We start from the raw sequence: 15912 nt of genomic DNA, 5'->3' as shown, positions 1-15912 counted from the left end.
AAATGAGAACATGAAAATTGGGTCCTTGTATGTTTCTTTAGATAGGTTTTATGAAATTGATTCACATATGAAAATATAAATTTATTTTCTAAGATCAATGTTTCCACCAAGATGAGGCTTGAGCAGCATGCTGAATGACTTTTACATCAGCTGAGCTTAAAAGCTCTTGAATGGTTTCACCCTGCTGTTCTGCGTTACCCATCGCCATTTTCATTACGGACAGAGAAGCTTGATGCTGAGTATTAGATTTGCTTAGGGCCATTGAAAGTTTTGCTACGTCCACCGGAATGCTCCTTTCATCATAAAAAAGACTCTAGTATCAATCAGACTTTTGATTACCTAAATTAGCGTCAGTAGTGCCAAATCATTAACACCATGACCTATATCAAAAGTAAAAGAGTTTGGGACATAACAAAATGATTGCTTCTAAAAGACGAACACTAGCTGTTCCCATCTCTTTGATTTGTCTCAACACGTTCGTTCCATTGCGCTACGGTCACTCGCTTTCCGCGGGGAGGAACCTGAGCTTCCTCGCTGCGCTGCGGGATCTCAGTTTTCCCTCTCTTTCCCGCAGGAGTCGAGTGTCCTACGCTCCATTCCACCCTGTTTCCAACATTGTTTTTCACAATCAACCAAAAAACCTGAACGATTAAAAGTTATAAACTCTCAATCGTTCAGGTATAGTAGAGGCTGAACCACTTATGTCTCAGTCTCTTTTAAATAATCTAAAATTAACGAAGAAGTTGTAGTACTCCTTGTGGTTGTTGGTTCGCTTGCTTTGCGACTGTATCTTTCGATTACAGAATAGACTATATCTTCATCCATGTTTTTCATGGAGCTGGGCACTTCGAACAGCTTTTGCTGCCCTACGAGATTCATAGTCATAGCTTTCGCCTTAGACCGTTTTCTCTAGTCGTTGGACCTTCTCCAGAGTTTCCTCACAGGAGCTTGGCTGCTGATTATCCATTGTTTTATCTTCATCATTTTCAAACCTTCACGCTTACCGTTTCCAGTTACGTTGTGGTTGATGAAGCTTTAGGAAGTTCCAGCAATTCACCCAGTTATACTCCAGTTCGTTACCAAACTGGACGCCCTCCAATCAATTATCTCAAGAGTTGTAGTACTCCTTGAGGCATTTGATTCGATTGAGCCAACATTGCTTGTGCTGCTTGAGAAAGGATAGAATTCTTCGTTTGGTTCATCATTTCTTTCGCCATCGTGCGAACATTTGCTTTCACAAATGACTAGACTATATCTTCACCCTCTAGCATTCTAGTAGGGGTCGGGCACTTCGGATTCACAATGCTGATGACCATTGTTTCACCTATGGATTTCATCGTCATAGCTTTCGCCTTAGACGGTTTCCTAGTCGTTGAACCTTCTCCATCCTTTCGGAACAGGAGCTTGGCTGCTGATTGCCCAATCTTTTCTTTTTTCAAACCATCACGTTTGTCGTTTCCAACTACGTTGTGGTAAGAAAAGCTCTATAGGGTTTTCCAGCAATTCACCCGATAATACTCTCTAGCCGTTACCAGCTAGGACGACTGTGCTTGTCACTGCTTAAGCGGCTAAAGCATAATCAACGTCACGGATACGAGATTCCGCAGCTGTTAGGTTTTCAGAAGATGTGTTTAAGTTGTTAATTGTATGCTCTAAGCGATTTTGAGTTGCCCCTAATTTTGAGCGTTCACCAGATACGGATTTAATAGCTGCATCAAGGCTTTCAATCGCGCTTTTTGCACCTTCTTTTGTTGTCAAATCTAAATTATTGATTTCCAATGCTTTAGACGACATATCTGAAATAGCTAGGTTAGTTGTTTGACCAGCATTTGAACCAATTTGAAAACTTAATGCGTCCGTTTCTACAGTAACAGAGGTATCATCAGCACCACCACTAGTAGTAGAATCTTGCAATGAGCTATCAAAGCTAAGTTCAAGTCCCCCAACATCTACTTTACCATCAGCACTTCCCGTTACAGCTTTTTGCTCAACTAGAGTTCCGGCAGAATCTTTTACCGTAAATGTCGAATCAGCAGTAATTGAAATGTCAGTTTTACCAGCTGCAGCAGTAGTATTTTGATTCCAAGTTAAGGTGAAATCACCTACTGTGATATCAGCGTCGGCTGCAGTGGTGGTAATAGCGGTATTAGCTACGGAAGCAACTTCCTTGCCAGATGCATCAGTAATACTAATATCCCAATTGCTTCCATTTGCTTTTAATTCAACTGTATAATCACCAAGTGCTACACCATTGGAAGTAAAACTATCCATTTTTGAATTATTTGTAGTTGTACTTACATCATTATTTATTGTTGTACTCGAAACATCTACAGTGTAGGTATCTGCGGCTATATTATCGTTAACAACTTTTGCGCCTAGAATATTTCCTGTATTACCTGATGCTGCAATTTTAGCTGTATTAGCTACAGAACCATTTAGCAATTTCTTGGTATTAAATTCAGTATCAGTCGAAATTCTGTCTACTTCGGAAGTTAATTGATTTATTTCCTTCTGAATTTCAGCACGGTCATCATCAGTATTAGTATCATTTGCAGATTGAACTGATAATTCACGCATACGTTGAAGAATTGAATGCGTTTCATTTAAAGCACCCTCTGCAGTCTGAATTAGTGATGTTGCGTCCTGTGCATTCTTAGAACCCATTTCTAACCCACGAATTTGTCCGCGCATTTTTTCAGAAATTGCAAGACCTGCTGCATCGTCTGCAGCATTATTAATACGAAGACCAGAAGACAATTTCTCCATTGATTTAGATTGTGCATTATTCGCTGCACCCAACTGACGATAAGTATTCAACGCCGCAATATTATGATTAATTCTCATTTTCATTTCCTCCTTGAATATGTTTTTGCCCACGTCCGTGTGAGCTTGTTTTAACTCCCTGCCAATCGGCCGCCTGGCAGTTTGTCTTTACAAGAATGATATCGTCTTTTTTTTTGGATTGTTTAGCGGTTTCTTTACTTTTTTCAAAAGAAAAACCAAGACGGTTTAGGGCCTTGGTTTGGTGTCATTTATTGTTTGTAAGATGTCCATCATATTGGCTACCGGCTTGGATGCCTGGTGATTTTCCAGCTGTATTTCTTCATAGATTTCTTGGCGATGGACTTCGACGTCACGCGGGGCCTTGATGCCGAGCTTGACTTGGTCACCGCTAATAGAGAGAACGGTCACTTCAATGTCTTCACCGATTTTGATTGTTTCGTTCGTTTTACGCGTTAGGACTAGCATGGTCGTTCCCTCCTTAGTTGTTTACGGGCTGAAACAGCGCGTGCTTGGTTTGGTAGGCTTCGTTGTTTAAGATAACCTGCTTGGCTTGATTGTTTTTTGTATTAATAACAATTGGCGCCTGCAGATTTGCCGTAATTTTAGTAACGTCGTCATGCATTGTTAAAATAACGTATACAGCAGCGTCACTTCCGCTTTCCAGCTGAAGCTGCTTGACTGTTGTCTCATCTAATTTAAAGTCATAATCTGGGAAGAATTGAAACGGCTCGGTCATCACGAACGCAACTTCCTGCGTGTTCGTAGACTGTAACACGTGGAACATATCAGCGTTTGGAAGTGGCAAGACCACAAATTGCGTTTCGTGTGGAAACCCAGGAAGACCTTTTTCAAATGTTAATGAGGGTTGTTCAATTTGAACATCACCGTGATAAGCTGTTTTAAGCATGAGCTACACCTCTTGTTTAATTGTTGAGATTAATAGTGTTTCAGGTACATAGTTTATTTTGACACTAAACGGACTTGGAATAAAGGTTATGTTGCTTGGATAGATGGGCTTTTCGCTGTTGCGCTTGGCTTGATTAGCGAGCGGGTTACCCCCCTGTTCAATTTTCATTAACTCTTTTCCTTCTTGGACTGCTTTTGTGATAGATTCCATCACCGCTTGTTTACCTTCATTCGCTTCTTCGTCCATGCTTTTTAAAATTGATTGCAGGTTCATTTCTTCCCACGCCTTAGTTTGGTCAATAGTAAGCCGCGACGGTGTCTTTTCGACAATGACCTGGACTTTTTCTGGCGAAACGTCGACTGGCTGCGGCTGAATGATGGGTGGCATGGCGTAAGAGGCCTGTATGGCACTAACTTGCATCAGCATTCCTCCTAAAAAAACCCCTTCAAAGAAGGAGTTTTGGTTTAGCGTAAAAAGTCAAGAAGCGTTGGCTGAATTAGTTTGGCACCAACCGATAAGGAAGCACGGTGCACGCTTTCTTGAATGGTTAAGTCCGTAATAACTTTCTCAATATCAGCATCTTCGTTATCTGAAATCATGCGGCTAGCAGTAATTTCTTGAGAAGCAATGCGATTTTCAATGAGCTCCAGGCGATTGTTTCTCGCACCGAGCTCTGAGCGCTCTGCTGATAGAGTTGATAAATAGTCATTAACTTGTGTTGATAATTGTTGAAGCGATTCAACATCGTTGTTTTCAAAACCCGCTTGAATACTATCGATGAAATCAAACGATTCTTGCGAAAAGATACGGTCAGCATTAATATTGACGCGTAGGCTGACGCCTTTTGATACTTCAACTGAAAACGAATCGGCATTAATTTCGGACGCAATCGAGCCATCCGCATTTTGAGTAACGGGCGCGTTTCCTACGTTCACGCCGTTAAAGATATATCTTCCCGCTACTTGCGTATTGGCTACCTGCATAAAATCAAGCTTCAGCTGTTCAATTTCACGGGTAATTGCTTGGCGATCTTGTCCGTCGTTCGTACCGTTTGTTCCTTGTACCATTAGCTCTTTGGCACGTTGAAAAATGGAGTTAACCTGTTCAAGCCCCGCTTCAGAGTTATCAAACCACGAATAGGCTTCGGTTAAATTTCGTTTGTATTGATCAATTTCAGATAGGTTAGACCTGTATGCCATCCCCTTTGTAGCGATAACAGGATCATCTGATGGACGCGTAATTTTCTTACCCGTTGACAGCTGATTTTGCAAGGTTTGGAGCTGAGTATAACTGCTGTTAATATGTCGTAATGAGTTGGCCGCTAGCATGCTTTGTGTAATTCGCATCGTTATCTACCACCCGTTCCTAATCCGTTAATAATGCGATCTAACATCTCATCAATCATTTTCACCATGCGGGCACTTGCATTATAAGCGTGCTGGAATTGAATCATATTGCTCATTTCTTCATCGATTGAAACGGAGCTCGTCGATTGTTTTCGTTGCTCCACGGCTTGTTGAAGCGTTTCTGAGTTTCCTTTTAAGCGGTTTGCCTGCTGGCCGTTAACCGCCATTTGGCCAATAAGAGACTGGTAATATTCTTTCATGGATACAGTTTGATCGTCAGTAAGCTGAATAAGAACGCTATCACGGAAGTTAGCGAGCGCTAGCGCATTGCTTCCATCTCCTTTACGATCTCCTTCTATTTCTGACTGAGAAGCAGCAGCTATGTTGTTGGTACTTTGAATAATTTCATTTGATAGCGTAATGCTTTTCGCAGTGCCTTTTCCCTCCGTAATTGGATTAAAGAAAGATACACCCGTTTGGCCATCTAACGTTACGCCTTGTTCGTGCTGGCTGTTAAACCAATTCACAAACTCAAAGGCCATTTTATCAAGAGACGCTAGCATGTCAGAATATACACCTTTTGTTTGGCCATTTTCGTCTACGTAACCTGCTGATTCAATCAATCCTTTAAGCTTACCTTGTGAAAGGTTGGCTGGCGAAAGCGTTTGGCCACCTACACGAACATCCGTTACGCTTCCGTCCGTATCGTTTATCGTAAACGCTGCAGCTTGACGAGTTTGGCCATTTACTAACGTAACAGGACCGTTTGCGGTTTGCATCGTAACCGTCACGGTTCCTTCGGCTACGGGCAGGCTGTTACCGCTTGTTTGATCATACTGTATGTCAAATTCTACAAACTGTGAAAGTTCGTCTAGTAAGCGGTCACGCTCATCATATAAATCATTTGGCAAATAGCCGTGCACTTCAATATCATTAATTTGTTTATTAACGTTATTGATTTGCTCAAGAACCGAGTTCATTTGCTTGACGGTTACATCAATTTCAGATTGTAAATCACCTTGAATGACTTCGAGCGATGTGGATAGATACGTAAATGTATCGGCAATTGCATTTGCTCTCTCACGTGCAACAGAGCGAGCACCGGCATTTGATGGATTTGCAGCAACGTCTTGAAGTGCTTCGAAAAATTGATCAAATGTTGCTGACAATCCGTCTTCAGATGGCTCATTTAGAATCTCTTCCATTTTGTCAATGGCTGCCGATTTGGCATTCCAATAGCCTACCTTAACTGTTTCTCCTCTGTACTGTACATCAAGGAACTGATCGCGCACACGCTCAATCGTTTTGGCATCCACTCCCGTACCAAGTTGACCCGTCACTCCTGGACGGTTCATTCCCGGTGTTGGGTAAGGCGTACTCGCTTCAAACGTAACACGCTGACGAGTATAGCCTGGCGTGTTAGCATTGGCGATATTTTGCCCCACTGTGTATAGTGCTGACTGCTGCGCATCCATGCCTCTCTTTGCAACCTGCAGCCCATGAAAAGTTGAAATCATTACATTCTCTCCTTCATTCTCTACGCTTTTGACTGAAAGGTAGATGCTTGTGTAAGTGATGGTACATCGTTTTCTGCTTTTGTATAATTATATGAATCTGCTTGTTGAGATGAGGTTAATAAGTCAAGCTCAAGATTAATGAGCTGCAGAGATTGTGTTAGCAGTTGTTGATTTAACTCATTTTTCCTCTGAATGCTTTCAATAAGTTCAATGAGCTGGCTTTGAAGTGGTTGAAGGGTAATGGCCTGTTCAATCTGTGCGATATTTTCCATGAGCAACATGCGCTGTTTTTCCAAAGCTTCTATCGCCGCAACGTGCGTCTGCTCATCTTTAAGCACATGGGTTAACTCTTTGATATTTTGGCTGATGATAATTGCCTTTTTCTTGTCTGTTAAAGCTAATAAGCTCTTATGCAATGCGATTTGCTTCGTTAAAATTTCAGTCAGTTTCCCGTTATTCAATTTTTGTCATTCCCTTTATTTTTTATAAAAGTTGATAAGCCCTTTCGCCACTTCTTCTGCGTTAACTTTATATGCCCCATTTTCAATCTGCTGCTTTAACTGTTCAATCTTTGCTGAGCGCTCTGTGGCATTTGTACTCATTTGCTGAAGCTCTTTCGCTTCTTTTGAAATTTGCACATCATCTCGTTTTCCTGTTTGCTGAGCTTTTTCCATTTTTTCAGCTGCCTTTTGATATGGATTTATTCTGCTAGAATGAGTTGAATTTATCTTCATCTTTGGTCACCTCTTTAAAGTTTGTATCCGCTATCTATCTACTCATTATATCGGAGCTTTGAATTAAACATTTAGCAACTCGCTCAAAGTTGAGACTAAATGCACAAACACGCTAAAAAGCTTCAAAATAAGTACGATTTTGTACCCAAACTAAAAAGGTCTTAAGAACCATTACCTTCACCAAAAAAAGATAACCAGTTCTTTATGTCTAGATTATTTATCTTTCAAACGATAAGTTGATAATCGATCCTGTCGTTCATTTTGACATTTTGTTTCTATTTCGTGCTTTGCTAGGTCATTTTTCAACTGCTGAGCGCAATTATGACAAAGCTTTCCCTCTCTAATACTTTGACCACATTCTATGCAAGGGTAGCCTAGGTTTGGAAATTTAGCTATCAGCAACCTTCCCTGCTGAATGAACTGCTGAATGCGCAGGTCGGGTACGTTCGTTTTTTTAACGACTTCATACATGGTTGCAGTTCGATTTTCTCGCTTTCGTAAAAAGGTAACCACGCGCTCATACTGACCTTCTTCTTCCTGATAACAACTCGGGCAAATGTTGCGCGCTCCGCTTTGAACAAATAAGCTTCCACAACGTAAACAATTCGTTAACATGCTCCTTTTCCCTTTCTCTTCTCATTTCCTTTTGTATCGGCTGAACCGCTTATTTTTTCAACGGTAAATTGTAAAAGAATAGATTGCTGCTGCCACATCTTTTAGACAAAGTGCTGCTTCGTGTAACGTAACGCCCGTTGTGTACAAATCATCGATTAAAATGACGTTTCTGTTTGTAACCAGCTCTGGATCCACAAGCTCGAACACCCTATGGTTTTGTAGCCTTTCTTCTCTCGTTTTCTTCGCTTGTTTCTCCGTATGCTTACGAGTAAGAGGGTAAGCTACTTCTGCCGGGAGTAAAGATGCCAACGCTTCCGCTTGATTAAACCCACGCTCATACATTCGCTCGTCGCTTAAAGGAATCGGAACCAGTACGGGATTTTCCGGACTATACAGCTTATAAAGCCGAGCGAAATCGACCGTAAATGCTTTATGAAATTCGTAATCGCCTCTATATTTAAACAACGCCATTAGCTCTTTTGAAAAGTTATTATATTTATATAATGAATAATTCCGAATCAACGGTGATTTCTTCTTCTTCCATTGGACGCAGTCGATGCAATATTCACCCTCATAATAAGCTATAGGAAGCTCATTAAGCATTCTTCCACAGCGTTTACAAAGTGGCTCTGAAAGCCCTTTAAAAGATGATTGACACGTTTCACACAGCATCTTTTTTTGCTGTGGAGAAATCAGAGATGAGAAGCTATGAGCAGATTGAATTGACTCATGACATAGCAGACACCATGTCATGTTTCGATCAGACCTTGTTCTTTTGCCATATCATTCATATCTACCATATGCTTTTTCGCTTTTTTCATTTCAACCGTTTGCCCATAGTGAAAGAAGACCACATCTCCCGCTGGAAAGTTTGCGCTTCTACCCACTCGGCCTGAAATTTGAACGAGCGCGCTTTCAGTGAAAATTTCATCTTCAGCACCTACTACAGCGACATCAATATTGGGGACAGTCACCCCTCGTTCTAAAATGGTTGTTGTAACCAAAATGGTATACTGCTGCTCACGAAATGCTTTTACCTTTTCTTTTCGCTCCTTATCTTCTGCGTGCACCCCAGCCACCCTTGGCGTTAGCTGTTGAATGAGTTCTACAACGGGCTGAACCCATTTAACTTTTGGTACAAAAACAAAGCACTGCTTATCATCGCAAACTCGTTGCTTGATCCAGTTCAATACGGTAAAAGGTAACTTCTTTTTAACAAGCCTCTTCTGCCAGTTGCCACACCATACAAAACGAGGTATCGGAATGGGATAGCGGTGATAGCGAGCCGGTATTTTGACAGCTGCTAGCTTATTTTCTTTAACCTGTTGCTTAAGACTTTCACTGGGAGTTGCTGTTAAGTAAATAAGGGTTGATTCTGCTTTACGAGCTTTGTGGGCAGCATACTGCAACATTGGTTCTGCTGAATAAGGAAATGCATCTACTTCGTCAATGATCATGACGTCAAATGCTTCATAGTAACGCAAAAGCTGATGAGTAGTTGTGAGGATCAGAGAAGAGTGCTTCCCTTTATCAGCACTTCCACCGTAAAGAGCCACTACTTCCAACTCTTGAAACGCTTGTTGAAGCCTTGGATGAAGCTCCAGGACTACGTCCGTTCTCGGCGTGGCGACGCATACCGATTTACCCAAAGCAAGCGCTTTTGAAATACCTTCAAAGAGAACTTCCGTTTTTCCAGCTCCACAAACTGCCCACACGAGCAGCTCTTGCTTTGAATGTACGGCTTCTACCATTTGGCTAGAAGCCGTTTGCTGAGCAGGAGAGAGCTTTCCTTTCCACGTAAGAGTTGGTGAAGAAACCTCATGTAAAGGAGGCCCTTTCCACGTGATAAGAGGCGTACATTCCGATACCCGCCCCATCCCAATGCAGGCACGGCAATACGTACATGTGCTGTAACAGCGACCACAGTGAAACGAAGCAAATAAGTGCTGCTGCTGATTTCCACAGCGCATGCAGGTCATCACGTCTTTTTTCACAATTGACTTTTGATAGTGGATATAGCCTTGTTCGTAATGTTCATGAAGAGTAGAAAAAGAAAATGAAGCTAGTTCATCAGGGAGTAGTTGCTTGCCAACGAGGAATTGCTGGAGGCTTGCATTAAATGAAAATGTAGGGTTAACAGCGGGTGTATGCCATTCAGGCAGCCGTGAAATGGCCTGCGCTTCCTGTGAACCATTCGGTACTAACTGATTGTCATGTAGGATAAATCGCAAAAACATCGCTCCTTTCATCCTAACTAGTACGAGATGAACTGACTAAATTCCTGCAATAAAAAAACCAAACTAACAAAAAGTTAGTTTGGCTTTATTCTTTATACCAACCAACACCGATGGCACCTTCTCCAAGATGGGTACCAATAACAGGTCCAAAGTATGAAAGACTCCACTCAATGTGAGGGTACTTTTCTTGCAGTTTTGCTTTAAATTCCGCTGCCTCTGAAGGACGATTCGCATGAATCACTACACCTTTCATTGGCGCAAGCTCACGTGCATCCTCATCCAGTAGCTCTACGATACGTTTTAACGCGCGCTTTCTCGTACGAATTTTTTCATAAGGAACAATTTTCTTGTCAACAAAGTGAAGCAGTGGCTTAACTTGCAACAAACTTCCAATAATCGCTTGAGCTGCATTTAAGCGCCCTCCACGCTGCAAATGTGACAAATCGTCTGCCATAAAGTAAGCGCGTATAGACGTTTTCATTTCATCAAAACGATTCACAATCTCTGCTGGCGTACGACCAGCTTCCGCCATTTTAGCTCCTTCAAGAACATAAAAGCCTTGCACCATGCAGCTAATTTCAGAATCATATACTTGTACGTCAAAACCTGAAACCATTTCGCTTGCTGAAAGTGCCCCTTGATAGGTTCCGCTAATCCCACTTGAGAGCGTCACAACGACCGCTGACTCATAACCATCACGCTGTAGCTGCTCATACAGTTCAACAAACTCACCAATTGGAGGCTGAGAGGTTGTTGGCAATGTTTTGGCATCTTTAATTTTATGAAAATATTCTTCCGCCGTTACGTCTATTTCTTCACGATAAGTTTCATTACCAAAAATAACGCTAAGCGGTACCATATGTATGTCATGTTGAGCGCGCACTTCTTCTGATATATACGCTGTACTATCAGTAATAATTGCCGTTTTCATTTGAAAGGGTCCATCCTTTTTTATTATTTAAAAATAAGTTCACTCTATTTTACAACATTTCAATTTAAAATGCATGTTTACAAAAACAAAGAAAGCCCTTTTAACCTTCCCTCTTTTCACGTATAGATGTTGACCAATAAACCTTGGATTTCACCTACTCTTGCTAAGAGCTGAAGCTCATTCGTTGATTTATTTAGCACGTCGTTTGTTAGATCAACAAGCTTACGATCGACTTCTTTTACAAGCTTATATACCTTTGTCGTTCCTCTTCTGTTAAAGCCTCTCTGTTCATGCAGTTCAAAGCCATTTTTAACTGCATCATCCATAAACTCTTTCACCAGGGCTTTGTACTTTCGAAGCACATCAACCGTCTGATTCTTGGCTAGATGACGACCTTGTTCATCGATTTTTGTCACCAGTTGTGATAAACGCTCATGGGTGAGGTCACGCTGCTTTTTAGCCATAACGTCCGTGAACGTAATTGATTCTTGAACCTCTTTCGCTTTAGAAACGTTTGGTTGATTTGTCAGTCCGTTAATTCGCTGAACATCCATTTCTATTCCTCTTTCATTTTTACTTGTATTATACAGGAAAAAGAGAAAAGCATCGTGCTTTTCTCTCGTTTTCATAATCCATTATTTTAACAGCTGTAAAATTCCTTGTGGAAGCTGGTTAGCCTGTGCAAGCATCGCTTGCGCAGCTTGATTTAAAATGTTGTTTTTCGTAAACTCCGTCATCTCCTGTGCCATATCCACGTCACGAATTCGCGATTCAGAAGCCGTTAAGTTTTCACTCATTGTACTGATATTGCTCATCGCATGCTCAAGGCGGTTTTGTGCAGCACCAAGCGTTGAGCGATCTTTTGACACAGCAGCAATCGCTTTATCAAGCTGAGTAATAGCAGTTGTTGCATTTGTTGCGGTTGTAATAGAAGTTGTCGTAAGACCTAAAGTTGCCGTCGTAACGTCACCAATTTTAGCTAACTTTAACGCTAAGCTCGGAGCCTCTGGTGAAATTTGAAATTGAATATTCGTTGTTTTCCCATCTAATAAATTTGTACCGTTAAATTGTGTTGTTTGTGCGATACGGTCGATTTCCTGCTTTAACTGCTGCACTTCAGCATCTAAATACGCACGGTCTTCCGTATCTTGGTACGTGCCATTTGAAGACTGGACGGCTAGTTCACGCATACGCTGAAGCATGCTGTGCACTTCCTGCATGCCGCCTTCTGCTGTTTGAATGAGTGAAATTCCGTCTAATGCATTGCGTTCTGCCATATCTAAAGCGCGAATTTGAGAACGCATTTTCTCTGAAATAGCTAATCCTGCTGCATCGTCCGCTGCGCGGTTAATACGAAGTCCAGATGATAGTTTCTCTAAGCTTTTCGACGTATTCATTTGATTCGTAGATAAGTTTTTATAAGCATTTAACGCTTGAATATTATGATTGATTCTCATTGAATAAGCTCCTTTTTTATAATGTCGTTGTGCTAATTTGTCTCTCATAAGACGATAGTTTTCTATGAACGCTCGGTCGCTTTTGGGCTACTTCTTCACTCATTGCCTTATTCCAAGCAGCTGAAATTTCAGTTAGAACGCGATGAGCGTCTTGTAAAATCGTAATATCCTTCTTCATATTCCCTTCTACCACTCGTTCTGCTACATAGTTATAAATCGTATCAAGCTGCTCCGCAATAACACCTGCTTCATATTTCAAGCCGACGCCTAGGCGATGAAGGATATCACTTGTATTTTTTAAATTTTCATTTGCTGTATAGAAATCTTTGTTATGAATATGTTCAATGCTTTCTTCAATATTTAAAATCGCTTTTTCATACAGCATAGCCGTTAGCTGCTGCGATGTTTTTTGATAAAGAAGCTCTTCCGTTAAAAAGTCCAATTCATCTTATCTCCCTTGTGTATTCCTTTTTTTACTTATCGGCACGTCTAGTAGCCATTTTCATTCATATCCTCGACTTTTTTTACAAATAAAAGAATTTCGGCAATAACTCCGTACAGCTGCGGGGGGATTTGATCTCCTAGCTCAATATCCATCAAATTTGTCAGAAGCGTTTCGTCTTCTTGCAGTGGAATATCATGCTGCTTTGCAAGGTTGAGAATTCGATTCGCCGTCGAACCTGACCCTTGCGCAACAACTTTTGGTGCTCCCTCTCCTTGCTCATAGCGAATGACCGTTGCAGAAGGACCTCGCTTTTGCCTCCGATTCGCTGTATTAATATATTGGTAGTTCATATTGAATAATCAAACCCTTTCATTGAAAGCATTGGGATTTGTTTCTTAATTGGTGCTTTCACTTCGTCTTCTCTTCCATTTCGTAGCTCTGCATAGGAGACTCCCGTAATCGCGTAACCAATTGCTTCAATTTTACCCTTTAATTCATCAACAACCGTATCAGCGTTGGATGCAAACGCATCGCTGTTCGTTTCAAATGAAATGGATAGATTGCGATCCGATGCTTTTAACATCACGCCAATCTCACCGAGCTGCTTCGTCTCAAATAGAAAGTATAAGCTTGTATTTTCCCAGTCAATTTTCTCACGCTTTTTATTTGACTGAATAAATACTTTCATCGTTCCTACTTCACCTTTTAGCGTAAAAGGTAGCTGCATATAAAGCTGCTGCGCTGATGAAGAATCATGCTTGTTTAAAAGCTGCTGACCTGTGATATGTTGAAGAGCTGAATCAGCTGTTTGAGCTACCATGCTCGCATATTCTCCTTTTAACAGGCCACTTTTCACATCAGCTGTGGATGCTTGCTGGTGTCCTTGTAGCACATGTAATGCCTCTTTTTCACGCTGAAACCCCAATCTCTTTACGGTTTCATAGATATCTCTGGCTCCTATTTCTGGCTCATCAGCAACGCTAACCCCTGGTAAAGCAAGTTTTGAAAACAACTCGTCTTGAACAAAATGCATCATCTTTTGGTGAGAAGGCTTATAATCCATTCCTTTAATCATTTCTTTGATTTGCATAACTAAGCTATGAGCTTGAGAGCGATCTCCCTGTGCTAATAGACTTTTCGCTTCTTGAAGAAGTTGACTAGCCTTTAACATTTCTTTTTCAGATTTCATATCTGCATATAGCATGAAATCACTTTGTAAAATGGCTTTATCAAGCTGCTTAACGGTTGCTTCTAATAGCTGTGACGCCTTCATTTTTGCTGAAGGTGCTGATTCTTGAAGCAAATCTGCAACATAGAGAAGCTGACGATTTACCTGCTGCTGTACATTTTGAAATTCTTTTGTGATATACGCCAGTTTTTCTGTCACAACCGTTACAACCACATCTTTTGTAGCAACATGAAGAGGTAGTTCTTTTGCTGATGGTTGTTCAAAACTCTCGCTAATAGCCACTAGCACCTCATTTATTTGCTTTCTAGCAGCCATTTCTTTATGCTGATTTGCCAATTCACTTGCCTTACCAAGAGCTTGGCTTACTTTTTCAGCATGTGCTGGATGAGACTGTAAAGCTGGTAACACCTGATTCGAAAGGTGCTCAAGAGCAACTTTTATATTCGGTTCACGACTAAACGTACGTACAGCCAAATGAAGCGCTTCTTGAACACTTTTTGCATCTGCTTGTTTTGAATGTAGCGCCATTAACAAATCACTGATCCGCTGAAGAACAAGTTCTTGCAGCTTTGAGCCTTCTAGTAGCTTTTGCTGGACCTCTTGCGGTACACCGTTACTCTTTAATTCAAGAAGTAAAGTCTGCACTTCTTGTTTAGTTAGAGGGATATTTTTCAGCAAGTCATCTCGATTCAACTCTTTAAGTCCGCTCGCTGTGACGTCTTGACTCGTTCGAAAAATCCGCTGTAATTGCTCTACAATATTCTTAGGTATTTCTTTAACTTCTTTTAATTGTTGAAGAATATCTCCTACGCTATCACCTGTTTTTAGACGCTGAAGCAGTAAGGTGATTTCCTCTTGGCTAAAGGGGGATTTAGTCGATGCTTCCACACTTTTTAAGGCTCCCTCAACCTTGATTTGTAGCTCTGATGGCAAAGTCGGTCGATTAGCAACCGCTTCTTTAAAAAGCTCTTTTAATGCATCACCATGAAGAGCTTCATGAATTGCAGTAAGGTGATTTACCGTCACTTCTAGCTTTTTATTCACAAGAGCAGAAATCGTTTCATCTGTTTGTGAAGCTGAGCAATTTGTTATAGTAAAAAAACGTTCTAGCGCCATCATCGAAGATTCTGTTACACGATATCCAGCATTTTTAAGCCTTCGAGCAGCTTGTTGTACTTGCTCTGAAGCAGCTGGCATAGTTGGTCTTTTGACTCGTTCCTCAAAATTTTCTGTTGGTATTTTCGATAAAACTTGTCCTTCTATATAACCTTCTTTTACATGCGTTACTTTTATTTTGATATGATCATTTTCATGCACTGGCTGGTCTAGGCGAACGGGTACTTCACGTCCCTTTACCTGCATAAGCACTTCTTTTTCATTCATTACTTCCTTAACTATTCCTTGCAGCGTATCTTCTGTTGCAATTGTAGTTGCCGAAGGCGCACTCGCGTGATGCAACGAATGGGATGACTGCTGAATTTTCATAGATTCACGCTCCATTAAGTCGCTTTACGACATATCTTTTCTACCGTATGTATCGGCTATTTTTTTGTGCTTTTCATATGTCTTTTCACCTAAAAAAGCTCCGCATACAAATCTTCTAACACGGGTTTTCGACTTTTTTCAAATGAATCAGAAATATTTTAAAAACAATGAAATTTTTAAAATATAGATTTAAGATCACTAGTGTCGCATTAAAATAATTCAGCGCTTTATAAAAATCTAAATTTTCAGTAATTTTATCTTTGCA

The 15912-nt window shown here is 40.9% G+C and carries 20 protein-coding genes; all 20 read right to left on the bottom strand.

Annotated features, from left to right (window positions below; translation table 11 throughout):
- Positions 1-94: 94 nt before the first annotated feature.
- Positions 95-283 carry a YjfB family protein gene (locus tag AC1UFB_RS00965; protein ID WP_482588314.1) on the bottom strand — a complete coding sequence of 63 codons (189 nt, stop codon included), beginning with the start codon at positions 281-283 and terminating at the stop codon, positions 95-97.
- 157 nt (positions 284-440) lie between these two features.
- Entirely contained in the window at positions 441-602 is a 162-nt protein-coding gene (locus tag AC1UFB_RS00960) for a hypothetical protein (RefSeq protein ID WP_156413461.1), read from the bottom strand.
- Between the two features lie 501 nt (positions 603-1103).
- The gene (locus AC1UFB_RS00955) at positions 1104-1205 is read right to left on the bottom strand and encodes a flagellin (RefSeq protein ID WP_309599050.1); all 102 of its coding nucleotides are present in this window, start codon (positions 1203-1205) and stop codon (positions 1104-1106) included.
- Positions 1206-1560: 355 nt separating this feature from the next.
- A complete protein-coding gene (locus AC1UFB_RS00950; protein ID WP_482588313.1) occupies positions 1561-2844 on the bottom strand; it encodes a flagellin N-terminal helical domain-containing protein in 1284 nt (427 codons plus the stop codon).
- 165 nt (positions 2845-3009) lie between these two features.
- Entirely contained in the window at positions 3010-3249 is a 240-nt protein-coding gene (gene csrA, locus AC1UFB_RS00945) for a carbon storage regulator CsrA (protein ID WP_025909632.1), read from the bottom strand.
- A 13-nt stretch (positions 3250-3262) separates the two neighbouring features.
- Positions 3263-3691: a flagellar assembly protein FliW gene (fliW, locus tag AC1UFB_RS00940; protein WP_100346606.1), complete on the bottom strand. Its 429-nt coding sequence runs from the start codon at positions 3689-3691 to the stop codon at positions 3263-3265.
- Positions 3692-3694: 3 nt separating this feature from the next.
- Positions 3695-4078 (bottom strand): DUF6470 family protein, encoded by a 384-nt coding sequence (locus tag AC1UFB_RS00935; RefSeq protein WP_482588311.1) that lies wholly within the window; start codon positions 4076-4078, stop codon positions 3695-3697.
- A gap of 77 nt (positions 4079-4155) precedes the next feature.
- Positions 4156-5037, bottom strand: a complete 882-nt coding sequence (flgL, locus tag AC1UFB_RS00930; protein WP_482588309.1) for a flagellar hook-associated protein FlgL — start codon at positions 5035-5037, stop codon at positions 4156-4158.
- A 2-nt stretch (positions 5038-5039) separates the two neighbouring features.
- The gene (flgK, locus tag AC1UFB_RS00925; protein WP_482588307.1) at positions 5040-6554 is read right to left on the bottom strand and encodes a flagellar hook-associated protein FlgK; all 1515 of its coding nucleotides are present in this window, start codon (positions 6552-6554) and stop codon (positions 5040-5042) included.
- 20 nt (positions 6555-6574) lie between these two features.
- Positions 6575-7015: a flagellar protein FlgN gene (locus tag AC1UFB_RS00920; protein WP_100346602.1), complete on the bottom strand. Its 441-nt coding sequence runs from the start codon at positions 7013-7015 to the stop codon at positions 6575-6577.
- A gap of 15 nt (positions 7016-7030) precedes the next feature.
- Positions 7031-7288 carry a flagellar biosynthesis anti-sigma factor FlgM gene (flgM, locus tag AC1UFB_RS00915; RefSeq protein WP_025909626.1) on the bottom strand — a complete coding sequence of 86 codons (258 nt, stop codon included), beginning with the start codon at positions 7286-7288 and terminating at the stop codon, positions 7031-7033.
- Between the two features lie 213 nt (positions 7289-7501).
- Entirely contained in the window at positions 7502-7903 is a 402-nt protein-coding gene (locus tag AC1UFB_RS00910; RefSeq protein ID WP_482588305.1) for a TIGR03826 family flagellar region protein, read from the bottom strand.
- A 57-nt stretch (positions 7904-7960) separates the two neighbouring features.
- Positions 7961-8656 (bottom strand): ComF family protein, encoded by a 696-nt coding sequence (locus AC1UFB_RS00905; protein ID WP_100346600.1) that lies wholly within the window; start codon positions 8654-8656, stop codon positions 7961-7963.
- Complete coding sequence (locus AC1UFB_RS00900) at positions 8653-10140, bottom strand: ATP-dependent helicase ComFA (RefSeq protein WP_326046333.1); 1488 nt, start codon at positions 10138-10140, stop codon at positions 8653-8655. The genes AC1UFB_RS00905 and AC1UFB_RS00900 overlap by 4 nt, the downstream gene beginning before the upstream one ends.
- An 85-nt stretch (positions 10141-10225) precedes the next feature.
- Entirely contained in the window at positions 10226-11071 is an 846-nt protein-coding gene (locus tag AC1UFB_RS00895) for a DegV family protein (protein WP_025909622.1), read from the bottom strand.
- A 116-nt stretch (positions 11072-11187) separates the two neighbouring features.
- Positions 11188-11625, bottom strand: coding sequence for a YaaR family protein (locus AC1UFB_RS00890; protein ID WP_061786279.1), 438 nt, complete (start codon positions 11623-11625; stop codon positions 11188-11190).
- Between the two features lie 81 nt (positions 11626-11706).
- Positions 11707-12528: a flagellin N-terminal helical domain-containing protein gene (locus tag AC1UFB_RS00885; RefSeq protein ID WP_025909620.1), complete on the bottom strand. Its 822-nt coding sequence runs from the start codon at positions 12526-12528 to the stop codon at positions 11707-11709.
- 16 nt (positions 12529-12544) lie between these two features.
- Positions 12545-12970, bottom strand: coding sequence for a flagellar export chaperone FliS (locus AC1UFB_RS00880; RefSeq protein ID WP_235932360.1), 426 nt, complete (start codon positions 12968-12970; stop codon positions 12545-12547).
- 47 nt (positions 12971-13017) lie between these two features.
- A complete protein-coding gene (locus tag AC1UFB_RS00875; protein ID WP_025909618.1) occupies positions 13018-13323 on the bottom strand; it encodes an EscU/YscU/HrcU family type III secretion system export apparatus switch protein in 306 nt (101 codons plus the stop codon).
- Positions 13320-15647, bottom strand: a complete 2328-nt coding sequence (locus tag AC1UFB_RS00870; protein WP_482588302.1) for a hypothetical protein — start codon at positions 15645-15647, stop codon at positions 13320-13322. Before AC1UFB_RS00870 ends, AC1UFB_RS00875 begins: the two co-directional genes overlap by 4 nt.
- Positions 15648-15912: the final 265 nt, after the last annotated feature.

The organism is Priestia sp. KCTC 13724, from assembly GCF_056820425.1.
The sequence above is the reverse complement of the archived record's forward strand: the minus strand, read 5'-3'. Positions and strand labels throughout refer to the sequence as shown.

Excerpts from the sequence above, each read along its gene's own strand:
- AC1UFB_RS00955 (WP_309599050.1), bottom strand. The coding sequence starts at position 1,205 with ATGATGAACCAAACGAAGAATTCTATCCTTTCTCAAGCAGCACAAGCA.
- AC1UFB_RS00950 (WP_482588313.1), bottom strand. The coding sequence starts at position 2,844 with ATGAGAATTAATCATAATATTGCGGCGTTGAATACTTATCGTCAGTTG.
- csrA (WP_025909632.1), bottom strand. The coding sequence starts at position 3,249 with ATGCTAGTCCTAACGCGTAAAACGAACGAAACAATCAAAATCGGTGAA.
- fliW (WP_100346606.1), bottom strand. The coding sequence starts at position 3,691 with ATGCTTAAAACAGCTTATCACGGTGATGTTCAAATTGAACAACCCTCA.
- AC1UFB_RS00935 (WP_482588311.1), bottom strand. The coding sequence starts at position 4,078 with ATGCCACCCATCATTCAGCCGCAGCCAGTCGACGTTTCGCCAGAAAAA.
- flgL (WP_482588309.1), bottom strand. The coding sequence starts at position 5,037 with ATGCGAATTACACAAAGCATGCTAGCGGCCAACTCATTACGACATATT.
- flgK (WP_482588307.1), bottom strand. The coding sequence starts at position 6,554 with ATGATTTCAACTTTTCATGGGCTGCAGGTTGCAAAGAGAGGCATGGAT.
- flgM (WP_025909626.1), bottom strand. The coding sequence starts at position 7,288 with ATGAAGATAAATTCAACTCATTCTAGCAGAATAAATCCATATCAAAAG.
- AC1UFB_RS00910 (WP_482588305.1), bottom strand. The coding sequence starts at position 7,903 with ATGTTAACGAATTGTTTACGTTGTGGAAGCTTATTTGTTCAAAGCGGA.
- AC1UFB_RS00905 (WP_100346600.1), bottom strand. The coding sequence starts at position 8,656 with ATGACATGGTGTCTGCTATGTCATGAGTCAATTCAATCTGCTCATAGC.
- AC1UFB_RS00900 (WP_326046333.1), bottom strand. The coding sequence starts at position 10,140 with ATGTTTTTGCGATTTATCCTACATGACAATCAGTTAGTACCGAATGGT.
- AC1UFB_RS00895 (WP_025909622.1), bottom strand. The coding sequence starts at position 11,071 with ATGAAAACGGCAATTATTACTGATAGTACAGCGTATATATCAGAAGAA.
- AC1UFB_RS00890 (WP_061786279.1), bottom strand. The coding sequence starts at position 11,625 with ATGGATGTTCAGCGAATTAACGGACTGACAAATCAACCAAACGTTTCT.
- AC1UFB_RS00885 (WP_025909620.1), bottom strand. The coding sequence starts at position 12,528 with ATGAGAATCAATCATAATATTCAAGCGTTAAATGCTTATAAAAACTTA.
- AC1UFB_RS00875 (WP_025909618.1), bottom strand. The coding sequence starts at position 13,323 with ATGAACTACCAATATATTAATACAGCGAATCGGAGGCAAAAGCGAGGT.
- AC1UFB_RS00870 (WP_482588302.1), bottom strand. The coding sequence starts at position 15,647 with ATGAAAATTCAGCAGTCATCCCATTCGTTGCATCACGCGAGTGCGCCT.